Origin of the sequence: Novosphingobium lindaniclasticum LE124, from assembly GCF_000445125.1 — a bacterium.
In the GTDB taxonomy this organism is placed as follows: Bacteria; Pseudomonadota; Alphaproteobacteria; order Sphingomonadales; family Sphingomonadaceae; genus Novosphingobium; species Novosphingobium lindaniclasticum.
Map to the genome: position 1 here is coordinate 92,703 of NZ_ATHL01000050.1, position 15,291 is coordinate 107,993.

Below are 15,291 nucleotides of genomic sequence, written 5' to 3' on the forward strand. Positions count from 1 at the left end.
AACGATGCGCGGATATATCCGGACGATTCTCGCCTCCGCGGCACTTCTTGCGGGCGGCGCCAGTCCGCTCACCGCCGCGTCATCCCATTCTGCCCAGTCCGCCCCGTCTGCGGCGGCGGCCTTGCCCCGGCTTGACACGACGGCCATCGCCAAGGCCCGCTACGGCAACGATGCCGCCTGGTACCAACAGCGCATTCCTTTCTTCGAGAGCGCCGATCCGCAGATCGATGCGGTCTACTACTACCGCTGGGGCCTGTTCCGCGCCCACCAGCGCGACCTCGGCACGCAAGGCTACATCACCACCGAATTCGCCGATGACGTCGGTTGGCAGCGCCATCCTTTCGCCAGCCTCAACGACGCCAGCGGCTTCCATATCGCCGAAGGACGCTGGCTGAACGATCGCCGCTTCACCGACGACTACATCAATTTCATGTACGAGGGCGGCAATGACCGTCACTTCACCGATCACATGGCGGACTCGGTCTGGGGTCGCTACCTCGTCGACGGCGACCGCGACGCGGTGCTCGCACATCTGGGGACGATGCGCCACGTCTACCGTTTGTGGGACGAGAAGTTCGACTTCGCCAAAGGCCTTTACTTCGTGGAGCCGTTGCTCGATGCCACCGAATACACCGTGTCCTCGATCGACGCCTCGGGCGGCAAGGACGGGTTCCGGGGCGGGGATTCCTTCCGGCCCTCGGTCAACAGCTACATGTTCGCCAATGCCCGCGCGCTCTCGCGCATGGCGGAGATGGCCGGCGATTTCGCCATGGCGAAGGAATATGCCGACCGCGCCGAGGCGCTGCGCACACGCGTGCTCGAGGACCTGTGGAGCCCGAAGCTCGGGCACTTCGTCGATCGCTACCAGGTGTCGAACGAGCATGTGAAATACTGGGACCAGATCCGCAATCGCGAGCTGGTCGGCTATCTGCCATGGATGTTCGACCTCGTCCCCGACGAGGCGCAGTATGCGGGCGCCTGGGCGCACCTGCTCGATCCGAACTCGCTGGCGGGCAAGGCCGGGATGCGGACCGTCGAGCAGAGCTACGAATACTACATGCGCCAGTACCGCTATCTCGGCACGGCGCCCGAATGCCAGTGGAACGGCCCGATCTGGCCTTACCAGACCACCCAGGTCCTCACCGGCATGGCCAACCTGCTCGATCACTACGACCGCAAGGGGCCGGTGACGCGCAGCGACTACATGCGCCTGCTGCGCCAGTATACGACGATGCATTATCAGGGTGAGGGCAGGACCGCGCGCCTCGACCTGGAAGAGGATTATCATCCCGAGACCGGCAAGCCGATCGTCGGGCTGGATCGCAGCCATCACTACTTCCACTCCGGCTACCTCGACCTGGTCCTGACCGGCCTCGTCGGCATTCGCCCGCGCGCGGACGACGTGCTGGAAGTGAACCCGCTGCTCCCGGCGGCAGGCGATCCGCAGGCACTGGGCTGGTTCCACATCGAGCGCGTACCGTACCATGGGCACGCGGTTTCGGTGACCTGGGACGCGGACGGCAAGCGCTATGGCCGCAAGGGACTGACGATCGCCGTGGACGGCCGAGACGTCGCGCACCGCGACGATCTGGGCCGTATCGAGGTGCCCCTGGCCCGCAAGGCCAATGCGCCGGTCATCCGCGAGACGAACCTCGCCGTGCAGCTCGTGCGCGGCAACTTCCCGAAGGCCAGCGCTTCGTCCGGAACCGAGGCGGAAAACCTCCACGACGGCATCGACGGCCGCGCCTGGTTCTATCCCGAACTGCCGAACGGCTGGGACTCGGCATCCGGCCGTGCCGAGCAGTGGTACGCCGTCGACTTCGGAAAGACGGTCGCGCTGGGCGCCGCCGAACTGGCGTTCTTCGCGGACGGCGGCAAGTTCGCCGCACCGCGCAAGGTTCGGGTCGAGGCATGGCGCGATGGTGGTTGGCACGTCGTGGCCACACCTGCGGCTGCGCCGCTTGCCAATGGTGTGACGCGGCTGCGCTGGACGCCGGTTCAGGCCGAGCGCATTCGCGTGGTCATGACGCCCGCAGGCAGGAAGGCGATCCGCTTGGCCGAACTCAAGGCGTTTGCCCGCTGAGCGACTGGGGAAGGGGCGCTAAGTCTCTTGCCCTCCGCTTCCTTCCGTCATTGCTTCGCTGCGCTTGCAATGACGGAAGTGAGAGGGTTGGGCCGGGCTGAACTCAGCCTGCGGCCTTACCCGCCAGCAGTTCGGGCGTGAGCACTTGCGGCAATTGCTCGGCCTTTCCCGAACTGCCTGCATACCACACATAGAGCGGCACCCCGGCGGCACCCTGGGCCGTGAGGTAGCGCGTGATCTCGGGATCGCGCCGCGTCCAGTCGCCGCGAAGCACCACGACGCCGGCTTTCTCGAAAGCGGCGCGGGTGTCCTCGCGCTCGATGGCGACCTGTTCGTTGACCTTGCAGGTGAGGCACCAGTCGGCCGTCATCCATACGAATACCGGCTTGCCCGCAGCGCGCGCCTCGGCCAGCGCTTTCTCGCTGAAAGGCTTGGCGGCGAGCAGAGATCCCGTGCTGGCGGCAGGCGGCGTCGGTTCCGGCAGCAGGACGAGCGCGAGGACCGCGAAGGCGGCGGCGATCAGCGCGGCTGGCGCGGCGGATTTGCCCCTGCGCTGCGCCATGCCGGCTACGAGAAGCGCGGAGAGGACCAGCAGCAGTCCGGCCAGGGCGACGAGCGCAAATCCGGTTCCACCGACCTTCCACGTCAGCCATGCGAGGGCGAGGGCGGTGAGGCCCATGGGCAGCGCCATCCAGTGGCGGAAGATGACCATCCAGCGGCCCGGCCTGGGCAGGCGCTTCCTCAGCGCGGGAACGAAGGCGACCGCCAGGAATGGCAGGGCGATCCCCAGCCCCAGCGCCGCGAACAGGCTCATCGCGGGCAAGACGGGCAGCAGCAGGGCGGCGCCCATGGCGCTCGCCATGAAGGGGCCGGTGCAGGGTGTCGCCACGAAGGCCGCGAGCAGCCCGGTGGCGAAAGCGCCTCGCGTGAAGCTGGAAGGCGAGTTGCCCGCTGCGAAGCCCGGCACGGCGAATTCGAACAGGCCCAGCAGGTTGGCGGTGATCGCACTCGCCAGGAACAGCAGGCCGACGACGACAAGCGGTTCCTGCAACTGGAAAGCCCAGCCGACCTGCTCGCCGCCCGCGCGCAAGGCGAGCAGTACGCCGCCGAGGATCAGGCAGGCGAGGATGACACCCGCTGCATAGGCCAGGCCTTCGATCCGCGCGTGGCGCTCGCTCTCGCCGGCGCGGGCGAGGCTCAGCGCCTTGAGGCTGAGGATCGGGAAGACGCAGGGCATGATGTTGAGCAACAGCCCGCCCGCCAGGGCGGCCAGCACGAGCAGGGGCAGCGAGGGCAGCTCGGGCGCTGTCCCGCCATCCGCGATCGGCGTTGCTCCTGCCGGAACCGTGCCGGGACGGGCGGAGAAGGCGATGCCGTCTCCGGCTCCGTTCAGGCGCAGCACGCCGGTCAGGCTGTCCGACCCGCGCGGATCCAGTTTGACGCGGGGCAGGGTGACGATCAGCATGTCCCCCTTCCAGGCGAACTGCTGGGCTCCGACGTAGTCTATCAGCTTGTCCTCGCCCACGAAGACATGCGGTGCGTCTAGCGGCGTGGTGGCGGGCAGGGGGATGGCGAGGCGCACCGTGCGGTCGTCGAGGCTGAAGGTTCCCACCGCGTCGAGCGGGGCGGGCAGGCGGCGCTGCCATTCCGCGAAGCGCGGATCGCGATCGGTAGCGGCGGTGGCCGCTACCGGCACTTCCACGGCCAGATCGGCCTGCTCCGGCACGCAGATCTGCTCGGTACAGGCCAGCCATTGCGCGCGCAGGTGAACCGGCACCCGCGTTCCCGGTGCGGCATCTGCAGGAACCGTGAAAGGCACCAGCACGGCATAGTCGCTCTCGTAGACGTGGTTCATCAGCCCGGAGACGACCAGCGTCTGCGGCACGGGATAGCGCGGCGTGCCCGCCTTCGCACCCTCCGGCAGAGTCCAGTCCAGTTGCATGCCGAGGCCCGCGTCGCCCGGATTGGACCAGTACCCGTGCCACCCCTTTTCGGGCGTCATATGGATGGCGATCGTGGTCTCGCCACCGGGCCTGGTCGCAGGACCGGCCACGAGCTCGGCGGCAACATGCGGAGCGCCTCGGCCTACCTGCGCCGTGGCCCCTGCGGGGGCCAGCACGAGCGCCAGCAATTGACACATGAGTGCCATAAACAGACGATACCGGCGCTTTTCCATGAGACTCCCGTGCGTTGGGTGGCGCTTGCGTCACACGCGCATTCCAGACATCGCTGCATCTGCGCCGATTGTACCCAGATTTCAAGGAAGACCCCCGATGCGCCTTCGCTCCCTGTCGCTTGCTCCGCTGGCCCTGATCGCGGCGCTGGCCGTTTCGGCTCCCGCCCTGGCGCAGGAAGTACCAGCGCCCTCAGCCGCTCCGGCGCCCCAGGGCGAACCCAGGCTGATCGTGGCGATCTCGGTGGACCAGTTCTCCGCCGATCTCTTCGCGCAGTACCGTCAGCACTTCACCAAGGGGTTCACCCGGTTGCTGCAAGGCGCGGTCTTCCCCTCGGGCTTCCAGTCGCACGCGGCGACCGAGACTTGCCCCGGCCACTCCACCTTGCTGACCGGGGTTCACCCTGCGCGCACCGGCATCACTGCCAACTCGTGGTATCAGCCCGGCATCGCCCGCGCCGACAAGGAAGTCTACTGCGTCGAGGACGAGACCAACCCGAAGTCCACGCCCGACAATCCCGTGGTCAGCCCGGTGCATCTCAAGGCGCCGACGCTGGGCGATCTCATGAAGAAGCGTAATCCGAAGACCATCAACGCTGCCGTCTCCGCCAAGGACCGCGCCGCCGTGATGATGAGCGGGCACGATACCGATGCCGTCTACTGGATCGGCGCCAAGGGCTTCACCACTTTCGAGAATCGCAGGATCAGCAAGGCGGCCGAGGCGCAGAACGCGGTCATGGCCAGGCGGGTCGCTGCTGGCGACGGCGATCTGCCGGTGCCGGGCTGGTGCGGCAGGGTCGATCGGGCGACGCCGATCAAGGATTTCACCATCGGCACCTACCGCTTCCCGCAGGCCGCCGGTGACTTCAAGTCCTATGCCAATGGCCCGCGCATCGACACCGCCACCGCCGAGATGGCCGTGCGCATGGTGGACGAACTGGGCATGGGCAAGGATGCCGTGCCCGACGTGCTCTCGGTCAGCTTCTCCGCCACCGACAAGGTCGGCCATGCCTTCGGCACCGAGGGCGTGGAAATGTGCATCCAGATGAACGTGCTGGACGAGGCGCTGGCCACCCTGTTCGACGGGCTCGACGCGCGCGGGATCGACTACGAGGTCGTGCTCAGCGCCGACCACGGCGGCTTCGACGCGCCCGAGCGCCAGCAGCTCCGCGGCAATCCCGAAGCGATGCGCATCGATCCCGCGCTTTCGGCCGATAAGCTCGCCGCCGCCGTCTCGCAGGATACCGGCGTGACCGTGAAGAACGGGCCGCTGTTCTACGGCGCGGGCGAGGCGGGCAGCGTCTGGTTCTCGTCCGAACTGACGCCCGACCAGAAGCAGAAGGTCATGGCGGCGCTCGTCGCCCGCCTGAAGGCCAACCCGCAGATCGCGGCGGTCTACACCCAGGACCAGATCATGCAGTGGCCCGAGCCGAAGGGCAATCCGCAGGACTGGACGATGGAGCAGAAGGTCCGCGCCTCCTTCGTACCGGGCCGCTCGGGCGAAGTGCAGATGCTGACGGTGCGCGGCGTCGTTCCCGGCACGGCCAGGCCGTTCAAGGTCGCCTCGCACGGCAGCCCGTGGGACTATGACCGCCGCGTCCCGATGCTGTTCTGGCGCAAGGGCATGGTCGGCTTCGAGCAGCCGACCCCGGTGGAGACGGTGGATATCGCACCGACCCTGGCCGCGACGGTCGGCTTGACCGCGCCTGTCGGCACCTGGGACGGAAGGTGTCTCGACATCCAGGCCGGAGAGGCCGATAGCTGCGGTCGATGAACGACTCTGTAGCGACGCAAGACCAAAAGGCGGAATACCGCGATCTCATCATCCTGGGCGGTGGCCTCGTCGGCATGACGCTGGCGCTCGCCGCGGCCCGGGCCGGGATCACCAGCCATGTCATCGATCGCGCCGATCCGGCCGATCTGACGGCCGAGGGCGCGGACGGCCGCGCCTCGGCCATCTCGACGGCGAGCTGGAACCTGTTCACCAACATCGGCCTGGCGCCCGCGCTCAAGGATCTCGGCTGCCCGATTGATTCGATCGCCGTCACCGATTCGATGAAGCCGGGCCGGATCGACTTCACGCCCAAGCCCGAGGAAGGTTCGCTGGGCCGCATGTTTGCCAACCGCGACTTGCGCCTCGCCCTCTTCGCGGCGGCCCGTGAGGAAAAGAACATCGCCTGGCACGTCCGCACCGAGGCGGTGCGCCGCGATCGCGGGCCGCACGGCGTGGAGGTGGAGCTGTTCGATGGGCGCGTGCTCAAGGCGAGCCTGCTGGTCGCCGCCGAGGGGCGCCAGTCGCCTACCCGCGACGAGGCCCGCTTTGCCCTCGCCAAGTGGGACTACAAGCACCGCGCCATGGTGACGGGCCTGTTCCACGAGAAATCGCACGACAACACCGCCTGGGAAATCTTCTACCCGGCCGGCCCTTTCGCGCTGCTGCCACTGCGCGACGACGATCAGGGCCGCCACCGCAGCGCGCTCGTCTGGACCGTCGCGGAAAAGGACGCGGCGGGGATCATCGCCATGCCGGATGCGATGTTCCTGCACGAAGTCGAGAGCCGGATGCACGGCGTGCTCGGCAGGATCACTCTTTCCGCGCCGCGCATGAGCTATCCGCTGCGCTTCCATCACGCCGGTCACGTCATCGACGAACGCCTCGCGGTGATCGGAGACGCAGCCCATGGCATGCATCCGATCGCCGGGCAGGGGCTCAACCTGGGGCTGCGCGATGTCGGCGCCCTGGTGGAAGTGCTCACCGAAGGCATGCGCCTGGGGCTGGAGCCGGGCGATGCGCAGCTTCTGGCGCGCTATGAGAAATGGCGCAGCCTCGATACGTTCATGGTCATGTCGGTGACGGACGGGCTCACCCGCCTGTTCGGCATCCCCGGTCGCCTGCCCAGCGCCGCGCGCCGCCTCGGCATGGGCGCGGTACAGCGCCTGCCCAGCCTGAAGCGCTTCTTCATGGATGAAGCGCGGGGGATGTCAGGCAAGCTGCCCGAGTTGTTGCAGGCGTAAGGGGGCGTCCCTGCACCGATGCAGACGCTAGCGAAGCCGCGCCGGGTAAATGGTTGATAGTCCGGGCGCGCGAGGGTGCTGACCCTCGCGCTCACCCTTGAACTTTACTCCGAAGGCACCGCTTCCGAAGCATCCGCAGAGGGAAGGTCGGTCGGCAGGACGCCAGGCGTTGCCAGGGGGCTCGGTTGATCGACGACATGTCCTTCCGCATCCGTCAGGCGGCGCGGTTCGAGCATGGCCGTGGTTTCCAGCAGGTTCAGCGCTTCCTGTACGTCCTGGAAGCGACGCGCGTCGGCGATCCAGGTCTGCGCCGCCTGGGCATTGGGCAGGCGCTCGACTTCGCTGATGGCATTGCCGATGCGGCGCGCGGTCAGCATCAGGCGGGCCCGGTCGATGCGCGCGGAGGGCGTCAGCAGAGTCGAGGATTCGCGGCGCACCACGAAGAGGCTGGAGAGTTCGCGGCGGGCCTTCTGCCACAGGCTCTCGTCGCTTTGGTTTTCGCTGAGTTCGGGTGAAAGCGCTTCGAGGCGCGCGGAAAGTTCGTCGATGGTGACGGGGTTCTTCGAGAAATCGATCACCGTCTGTACCGCGCGCGGCTGGGCATTGGTGAAGCGCAGGCGCAGCTGGTCGGCGACGTAGCTCAGCGGCTCGCCGCGATCGACCATGCGGCGGGCGGCAAAGGCGATCAGCAGGCCCTCGGCGCGGGCGGCATTGCCCGAAGCGGCATCGGTCTGGAAGTCGATCCGCGAGAGACGGTCTTCCAGCAGCGCCAGTCGTCCTTCGACCGAACTGAGCGACGACAGTTGCTCGGGAGAGGCGGGCGCCGTGGCGGCAGCGAGGGCAGGTTGCGGCGTTGGTGCAGGCGCGTCTTGCGGCTGTTCCTGATTCTGGGCCTGTTCCTCGACGCGCTGGGGCAGGAGCTTGGCCAGCAGCCCGTCCTGCGCCGCCCAGACGACGAGAGCGCCGCCGAGCAGGAAGGCGATGAAGGCGACGAAGAACAGCCCCCCGCGTGAACGCGTGCCGATCGTGGAAGGATTTTGCGGCGAGGTGAAGTCCTGCATCAAGTCTGGTTCTGTCAATTTAGGATCCGGAAGGGAAGCCTTGGCCCGAGGGGAAGTCTTTGCACATCTCCGCCGCCAAGGCCAGCAGCGCGATGTCGTCGGGTGTCTGGGCGCTGCGTATCGTAAGCCAATGATTCCCGGCCCGCTCCGCGACGCGCGGGCCGATGCAGGCCAATGCGATTCGGCGCCGGTCGATCTGAAGCCGCGCGCACTCGGCAGCTAGGTGCGCGGCGGCTTCGCCCGAATGTAACAGCACGATCGCGGGGCACTCGACCAGAGTGGCCAGCGCGGGCGGCATGGGGCGCGCGGTGCTGGCGTAGACCTCGCGGGTGGTCATGCCGTAGCCGGCGGGCAGGGCAAGATCGATCCGCTCGCGACCGGCCAGGCGCAGGAGGCGGCGATGATCCGGGGCGAGATGCGCCAGAACCGACTGCAACCCGCCGCTTGCGATTTGCACGACCTCGAACCCGGCCTGGCGCGCGGCCTCGGCGGTCCGGGTGCCCACCACATAGGCCGGAAGGCCGCGATAGCGCGCAAGGCCTTCGCCGCCATGCCGCAAGGCATTGGCGCTGCCGAGCAGCACGGCGTCGATCTCTTCGCGCGCGACGGGCTCCCATGCCAGCGGCGCCACTCCGAACAGCGGAAAGCCCAAGGCGCGAAGCCCCAGCTTCTCCGCCGCCGCGACCGTGGCCGAAGTGCCGGGTTCGGGACGGATGACGATGACCGGCGGCATTCTAGGACTCAAGCGGGGCCTGAGAAATGCACGGCGATGGCCGGAACCGCACGGGCGAGGAGGTCTGCGGCGAGGCGGGCAGGGCCTTCGGGATCGTCGGTGGCGAAGCGGGCCTCGCCTTCGACGCGCTCGGCGCCGTCGGGGCTGTAGAGCGCGGCGCGCATGGTGAGCGTCGCATCCATGTGGCGGGTGAGCACTGCGATCGGGCTGTGGCAATTGCCGCCAAGCCCGGCCAGCAGCGCGCGTTCGGCAAGCACCGAGGCGCGGCTTTCCGCGTGATCGACGGCGGCAAGGAAAGCCAGCGTGCGCGCGTCGCCGGCGCGGCATTCCACCATGATCGCGGCCTGGGCAGGGGCGGGCAGCCATTCCTGCTCGTCCAGCGGATGGCCGGTCCCGGTCTCGCCCAGGCGCTTCAGCCCGGCAGCCGCGAGGAAGGTGGCGTCGGCCTCTCCGGCGGCGAGCTTGGCGAGGCGGGTGGCGACATTGCCTCGGAAGGTCACGACCTTGCAGTCCGGCCGGGCATAGAGCAGCTGCGCCGCGCGGCGCGGCGCGCTGGTGCCGACCACGGCACCCTGCGGCAGCGCGCGGATGCTGTCGGCCCCGACCAGCACGTCGCGAACGTCCTCGCGCGGGAGGATCGCGCCGATCGCGAAGCTCTCGGGACGAGTCGTCTCCACGTCCTTGGCGGAATGGACCGCAAAGTCGATCTCCCCGCTCGCCAGCCAGGCGTCGAGTTCCTTCGTCCACAGCGCCTTTCCGCCGATTTCCGCCAAAGCGCGATCCTGGATGCGATCGCCGCTGGCGGTGACGGCCACGATCTCTATATGCGCCGGATCGATTCCGTGTGCGGCGGCCAGCCGGTCGCGCGTTTCCTCGGCCTGAGCCATCGCCAGCGGCGAACGGCGGGTACCGAGGCGGAAGCCTTGTTTTTGCGTGTCTGTTTGCGTCGTCATCGGCGGGTTGTGCTACCCGGCAATGTCGTCCAGTGGAAGGGTCGTTCAGGGAAAGAAAGAATGCGGACGGTACTGGGCATCGAAAGCTCGTGCGACGAGACGGCAGCGGCGCTGGTCACCAGCGAGCGCGTGATCCTTGCCCAGCGCATCGCTTCGCAGGATGAGGCGCATCGCCCTTATGGTGGAGTCGTGCCCGAAATCGCCGCCCGCGCCCATGCCGAGCGGATCGCGCCGCTGATCGAGGCGACCCTTGCGGACGCCGGGATGACGCTGGACGAAGTCGACGCCATCGCCGCGACGGCGGGGCCTGGATTGATCGGCGGGGTGATGGTCGGTCTCGTCACCGCGAAGGCGCTGGCCATGGCGACCGGCAAACCGCTGATCGCCGTGAATCACCTCGAAGGCCACGCACTGTCACCGCGCCTGGCCGATGGCGATCTGCAATATCCCTATCTCCTGTTGCTGGTTTCCGGCGGCCACTGCCAGATCCTGCTGGTGGAAGGCGTCGGCAAGTTCCGTCGCCTGGCTACCACCATCGACGACGCGCTGGGCGAAGCGTTCGACAAGTCGGCCAAGCTGCTGGGCCTCGGCTATCCGGGCGGCCCGGCGATGGAGCGGCTGGCGTTGGAGGGCGATCCCAAGGCCGTGCCGCTGCCTCGTCCCCTCAAGGGCTCGGACGAGCCGCATTTCTCCTTCGCCGGGCTAAAGAGCGCGGTCATGCGCGCCAAGCAATCCGGACAATATGCCGATGCCGATATCGCCGCCTCGTTCCAGCAGGCCGCGATCGATTGCCTGATCGACCGCGCCCGGCGGGCGCTTGATTCGGTCGGCAAGGTCAACGCCCTGGTCGTGGCCGGGGGTGTCGCGGCCAACAAGGCGATCCGCGGCGCGCTGGAAGCGCTTGCCGCAGACTACGAGCTCGATTTCGTGGCGCCGCCGCTGGATCTTTGCACCGACAATGCGGCGATGATCGCCTGGGCGGGCGTGGAGCGCTTCGCCATGGGCCAGTCCGACCCCCTCGATGTCGCCGCGCGCCCGCGCTGGCCGCTGGATCCCGACGCCGAGACCGTGCGCGGGGCGGGGGTAAAAGCATGAGCGCTCAGGTTGGCGTCATCGGTGCGGGTGCCTGGGGCACTGCGCTGGCGCAGTCGCTTGCGGTGGGCGGCAGCGAAGTCCTGCTCTGGGCGCGCGAGCCGGAACTGGTGGAGCGCATCAATGCCGAGCGCCGCAATGCGACCTATCTGCCCAGCGCCGTGCTCGCCGAGACGGTGCGGGCGACGACCCAGCTTGCCGAACTCGCTGCTCTGCCGGTGCTGCTGGCCGTCGTCCCGGCCCAGTTCCTCGGCGGCGTGCTTGCGCAGCTTCCCGGCCTCGGCTTCGCGGGCGATCTGGTGCTCTGCGCCAAGGGTATCGAAGCGGGCAGCGGCCGGCTTATGGCCGAAGTCGCGGCGAGCGCCGTGCCCGGTGCGGCCATTGGCGTGCTGTCCGGCCCGACTTTCGCCCATGAAGTAGCGGCGGGTCTGCCGACAGCCGTGACGCTGGCCTGTTCGGGCGGTGAGGCGCAGTGGCGGCGCCTTTCGCCGGTGGTAGCGCGGCCATCGCTGCGTCCTTATTATTCCGACGACGTGATCGGGGCCGAGATCGGCGGCGCGGTGAAGAACGTGCTGGCCATCGCCTGCGGTGTCGTCGATGGCCTCCAGCTCGGCCAGAACGCCCGCGCGGCGCTGATCGCGCGCGGCTATGCCGAAATGCTGCGCTTCGGCCTCGCGCGCGGCGCGCGGGCGGAAACGCTATCCGGCCTTTGCGGTCTTGGAGACCTTGTGCTTACCTGTTCCTCAACATCCAGCCGCAACTTCTCGCTCGGCCTCGCGCTGGGGCAGGGGCTGACCGCCGCCGAGGCGCTCTCGGGCAAGAATTCCGTGGCCGAAGGTGCCGCGACCGCGCCGGTTCTGGCCGAGATCGGCCGCCGCGATGGCATCGAGATGCCCATCGCCGAAGCCGTCTGCCGCCTGCTGGAAGGCAAGGCACCGGCCGGTGAGGTCGTCGCACAGATCCTCGCCCGCCCCTTGCGCGCCGAGCAGGAGCCGCTTTCTTGACCGACGGCACCGTGAGCCGCACCGCCGCGGAGCAGGCCAAGAAGGAACACGACGATATCGCGGCGCTCGCCAAGGGCGGCCGCACCAATCTCTTCGGGTTCTTCCTGCGACTTGCCGCGCGCATCCCGTTCCTGTTCATCGCCGGCCGGGCCTCGGTCTACGGGCCGGCGGCGCTCGGGCGCTTCGCTTCGGCGCTGGTAGTGATCGAGCTGACCTCGATGATCTGCACCATGGGCGAAAAGCGCGGTCTTGCGCAGCGCCTGTCCGATACCGAAGGGCAAGTCCACCCCGCCAACGTGATCGCGGACGGCATGATCATCGCCGTGATCGCCTCTTGCGCGGCATCGCTGTTCTTCTGGTTCGTGCCGGCCCCGATGTTCCCGGGCGGCCACTACACGCAGATCGACCGGCTGATGGTGATCGCCATCCTGCCGCTGACCATGACCGAGATCTGGCTGGCGGCACTCGCCTATCGTCTTCGTGTGACGCCGACCGTGTGGTCGCGCGCGATCGTCGAGCCCTGGGTCATTTCGATCCTTGCCGCAGCGATGATCTGGGTTGCGCCCGAGAGCGGGCTTTCGATCGCCTACATGGGTTCGGTGCTTGCGGCGTCGATCACAGCTTTCATCCCCTTCTTTCGCGAGTACGGCTTTCCGCAAGGCTGGCGGCCGCGACCGCGCGACATGCGCAAGCTCGCGCTTCGCTCCACCCCGATCGCGCTGGCCGATACGATCGAGTGGGCGACCCGCCGCGTCGACATCTTCCTGCTGGGCTTCCTGGCGCCGTCATCGGCGGTCGGCGTCTACTACGCCGCGCAACAGGTCGCGAGCCTGCCGCAGAAACTCAAGACCAGTTTCGAACCGGTGCTGGGGCCGGTCATCACCCGCAACCTGAAGCAGAAGGACTATACCGCCATCGCGCGGCAGGTCTGCCAGGTCGGCTTCTGGATCACTGCCGCGCAGGCGGGTATCGCCCTGGCGCTGGCCATTCCCGGCGAGGGCGTGATGGGCCTTGTCGGCCGCGAATTCGTGGGCGGCACCGGGGCTCTCGTGTTCCTGCTGGCCGCGGAAGTCGTCGCGGCCACCGCCGTCGTGAGCGAGGCCGCACTCGTCTATGTGGCCCGCATGCGCAACCTGGTCGTATCGGTGCTGACCATCGCGCTTCAGGCGGTGCTGACGCTGGGCGGCATCCTGGTGATGCAGAAGCTGGGTTACAACTCGCTGTACCAGGCCGCCACGGCGGCGGCCGCGCTGATGCTGGCGCTGGGCTTCGCTTCGCTGGTCAAGTCGAAGATGTTGGCCCGCTTCCTCAAGCAGCCGATCAATAACTGGCGCTGGGCCCTGGTCTGGGCAGCCGCCCCGGCGGTCGTGCTGGGGTATCTGGCGACGCAGTTCCTTCCCGAATGGGCGGAGCTGGCTTTCGGTATTCCGGCGATCCTGGGCGCCTATTTCCTCGTCATCTGGAAGAAGGCCTTCGGCCCCGAGGACCGCAAGCTGTTCCAGAAGACCAAGGCAGCGTGAGCGCCAAAATCCCTTTTTCGTCGATTTCGCTCCTGCGACGGACCTGCGGAGGTTTCCGCGCGGCCACGAAATGCCCTAGGCAGATGTCATGAACCCCCGCCGCGCCTCCATCGTTGCCGCCGGCGCCGCCCTGTGCCTGGCGCTGTCTTTCGTCACCACCCGCGTTCAGGGCCCAGTATTCATCGGGCAGTTGGAAAGGCAGGCCGAAAGCGTTCGCGACCGGGCCGGCGGCAAGGGCGTCCATCTCGCCTTCCAGGATCGCTATGGCTGGTTGACCCGCCACCCGGTCCTGTCCGGCGGCGAGGCGCTCGATTCCGAGACACGCAAGCGTGTGGCTGCGGCCGTCGCGGGGGTTCCCGGAATCGGTGGCATTACCTGGTCCAGCGAAGGCGACGGCGATAGCGGCAAGCTGCGCTGCCAGGACGATGTCGAGGCGATTCTCGCCAGCCGCACCATCCGCTTCACCGAGGCGAGCGCGCGCATCGATCCGGTCAGCGAGCGTCTGCTGGACGAAGTGGCCAAGGCACTGCGTCCCTGCGTCGGCAGTATCATCGCCGTGACCGGTCATACGGATGCCACCGGCAATCCCGCCGCCAACAAGGCGCTCTCGCTGGCCCGGGCGGAATCCGTGCGCTGGGCGCTGATCGGTCGCGGCATTCCCGCCGATGGCTTGCGCGCGGCCGGACTCGGGTCGAAGACACCGATCGAGGGGCTCGACCCGCTCGATCCCGCGAACCGCCGTATCGAGTTCTCGGTGATCGCCACCGCGCCGGTCAAGCCGACGCCGATCGACACGCCGGGGCCGGAATGATGGCGGGCCGATCTCTGGTATCGCCTATCGAGAGGCGCGCGAGGGTGCTCGGCCCGATTACGATGAAAGGAGTCGCCGATGCCGCTATGGCTTGAAATGGCCGTCTCGGTCCTGCTGACCTACATGGCCGGCTTCGGTATCGGCTGGCTGGTGTGGAACCGGAAGGGATAAGTTGTGGTGGAAATGATTTCGGCCAATTGGCTGATATTCGTCGTCGCGTTGCTGGTCGGCATCGCGATTGCCTATTGGCTGTTCGGGCGCGCTTCGAAGCCGGCGCCGCGCCAGCACCGTCCCGACGTGTTGGACGAAGGCGCCGCACCGGCTCAGCGCAATCAGGCGCTGATAGACGATGCCCCGCCGGCGGCTCAATTCGCGGCGCCCTCTGTCATCGATCCGCCCACCACGGCCGGAGCGATGGCCGGAATCGGCGAAGCGATCGCGGCTGCCGCTCAGGAGGAAGGAGACGCGGCCGGGACGCCGCCGCAAACGATCGCAGCCGAACCTGCCGAAGCCGAGACGGCTGCACCGGCCCCGATTGCTTCTGCTCCTGCCGAGGCAGCGGGTGACGACTTGCGGAAGATCAAGGGTCTCGGCCCCAAGATGCTGACGCTGCTTCACGCGCTTGGAATAAACCGGTTCGAGCAGATCGCCGCCTGGACCGAAGCGGATCTCGACGAACTGGACGGAAAGCTGGGTGCCTTTGCGGGCCGCCCCCGCCGTGACAGCTGGGTGGAGCAGGCGCGCCTGCTTTCGGGCGGCGATACCGGCGCTTACGAGGCCAAGTTCGGCAAGCTGTAGACCCGGCTTTCGATCGGATATGAAAAGGGGCGGGAAGTGTGAACTTCC

Annotated in this window: 12 protein-coding genes; 8 read left to right on the forward strand and 4 right to left on the reverse strand. The window is 67.9% G+C overall.

Annotated elements, in window-relative coordinates; genetic code table 11:
* Positions 1-4: 4 nt before the first annotated feature.
* Positions 5-2,083, forward strand: coding sequence for an MGH1-like glycoside hydrolase domain-containing protein (locus L284_RS31420; protein WP_021233304.1), 2,079 nt, complete (start codon positions 5-7; stop codon positions 2,081-2,083).
* 103 nt (positions 2,084-2,186) lie between these two features.
* Here the strand turns inward: L284_RS31420 and L284_RS31425 are convergent, their stop codons facing one another.
* Complete coding sequence (locus L284_RS31425) at positions 2,187-4,259, reverse strand: protein-disulfide reductase DsbD family protein (RefSeq protein WP_031341742.1); 2,073 nt, start codon at positions 4,257-4,259, stop codon at positions 2,187-2,189.
* A gap of 97 nt (positions 4,260-4,356) precedes the next feature.
* Between L284_RS31425 and L284_RS31430 the strand changes: the two genes are divergently transcribed.
* Both L284_RS31430 and L284_RS31435 read left to right on the forward strand, forming a co-directional pair.
* Positions 4,357-6,030 carry an alkaline phosphatase family protein gene (locus tag L284_RS31430; protein ID WP_021233306.1) on the forward strand — a complete coding sequence of 558 codons (1,674 nt, stop codon included), beginning with the start codon at positions 4,357-4,359 and terminating at the stop codon, positions 6,028-6,030.
* Entirely contained in the window at positions 6,027-7,271 is a 1,245-nt protein-coding gene (locus L284_RS31435) for an FAD-dependent monooxygenase (protein ID WP_021233307.1), read from the forward strand. Before L284_RS31430 ends, L284_RS31435 begins: the two co-directional genes overlap by 4 nt.
* A gap of 104 nt (positions 7,272-7,375) precedes the next feature.
* Here the strand turns inward: L284_RS31435 and L284_RS31440 are convergent, their stop codons facing one another.
* The 3 genes from L284_RS31440 to hemC are packed head-to-tail and all read right to left on the reverse strand — an operon-like array spanning position 7,376 to position 10,018.
* Entirely contained in the window at positions 7,376-8,350 is a 975-nt protein-coding gene (locus L284_RS31440; RefSeq protein ID WP_235054320.1) for a hypothetical protein, read from the reverse strand.
* Position 8,351: 1 nt separating this feature from the next.
* On the reverse strand, positions 8,352-9,065 hold the full coding sequence (locus tag L284_RS31445; RefSeq protein WP_021233309.1) for a uroporphyrinogen-III synthase: 714 nt from the start codon (positions 9,063-9,065) through the stop codon (positions 8,352-8,354).
* A gap of 8 nt (positions 9,066-9,073) precedes the next feature.
* Entirely contained in the window at positions 9,074-10,018 is a 945-nt protein-coding gene (gene hemC, locus L284_RS31450) for a hydroxymethylbilane synthase (protein WP_021233310.1), read from the reverse strand.
* Between the two features lie 60 nt (positions 10,019-10,078).
* Between hemC and tsaD the strand changes: the two genes are divergently transcribed.
* The 5 genes from tsaD (at position 10,079) to L284_RS31475 (ending at position 15,243) form a co-directional block, all read left to right on the forward strand.
* Positions 10,079-11,113 carry a tRNA (adenosine(37)-N6)-threonylcarbamoyltransferase complex transferase subunit TsaD gene (gene tsaD, locus L284_RS31455; RefSeq protein WP_021233311.1) on the forward strand — a complete coding sequence of 345 codons (1,035 nt, stop codon included), beginning with the start codon at positions 10,079-10,081 and terminating at the stop codon, positions 11,111-11,113.
* A complete protein-coding gene (locus L284_RS31460) occupies positions 11,110-12,114 on the forward strand; it encodes an NAD(P)H-dependent glycerol-3-phosphate dehydrogenase (RefSeq protein ID WP_021233312.1) in 1,005 nt (334 codons plus the stop codon). The genes tsaD and L284_RS31460 overlap by 4 nt, the downstream gene beginning before the upstream one ends.
* A complete protein-coding gene (locus tag L284_RS31465) occupies positions 12,111-13,634 on the forward strand; it encodes a lipopolysaccharide biosynthesis protein (protein WP_021233313.1) in 1,524 nt (507 codons plus the stop codon). Before L284_RS31460 ends, L284_RS31465 begins: the two co-directional genes overlap by 4 nt.
* Positions 13,635-13,722: 88 nt before the next feature.
* Positions 13,723-14,445 (forward strand): OmpA family protein, encoded by a 723-nt coding sequence (locus L284_RS31470; protein WP_021233314.1) that lies wholly within the window; start codon positions 13,723-13,725, stop codon positions 14,443-14,445.
* A gap of 183 nt (positions 14,446-14,628) precedes the next feature.
* Complete coding sequence (locus L284_RS31475; RefSeq protein ID WP_021233316.1) at positions 14,629-15,243, forward strand: hypothetical protein; 615 nt, start codon at positions 14,629-14,631, stop codon at positions 15,241-15,243.
* Positions 15,244-15,291: the final 48 nt, after the last annotated feature.

Excerpts from the sequence above, each read along its gene's own strand:
- L284_RS31430 (WP_021233306.1), top strand. The coding sequence starts at position 4,357 with ATGCGCCTTCGCTCCCTGTCGCTTGCTCCGCTGGCCCTGATCGCGGCG.
- L284_RS31445 (WP_021233309.1), bottom strand. The coding sequence starts at position 9,065 with ATGCCGCCGGTCATCGTCATCCGTCCCGAACCCGGCACTTCGGCCACG.
- L284_RS31460 (WP_021233312.1), top strand. The coding sequence starts at position 11,110 with ATGAGCGCTCAGGTTGGCGTCATCGGTGCGGGTGCCTGGGGCACTGCG.
- L284_RS31425 (WP_031341742.1), bottom strand. The coding sequence starts at position 4,259 with ATGGAAAAGCGCCGGTATCGTCTGTTTATGGCACTCATGTGTCAATTG.
- L284_RS31475 (WP_021233316.1), top strand. The coding sequence starts at position 14,629 with ATGATTTCGGCCAATTGGCTGATATTCGTCGTCGCGTTGCTGGTCGGC.
- L284_RS31420 (WP_021233304.1), top strand. The coding sequence starts at position 5 with ATGCGCGGATATATCCGGACGATTCTCGCCTCCGCGGCACTTCTTGCG.
- hemC (WP_021233310.1), bottom strand. The coding sequence starts at position 10,018 with ATGACGACGCAAACAGACACGCAAAAACAAGGCTTCCGCCTCGGTACC.
- L284_RS31470 (WP_021233314.1), top strand. The coding sequence starts at position 13,723 with ATGAACCCCCGCCGCGCCTCCATCGTTGCCGCCGGCGCCGCCCTGTGC.
- L284_RS31435 (WP_021233307.1), top strand. The coding sequence starts at position 6,027 with ATGAACGACTCTGTAGCGACGCAAGACCAAAAGGCGGAATACCGCGAT.
- tsaD (WP_021233311.1), top strand. The coding sequence starts at position 10,079 with ATGCGGACGGTACTGGGCATCGAAAGCTCGTGCGACGAGACGGCAGCG.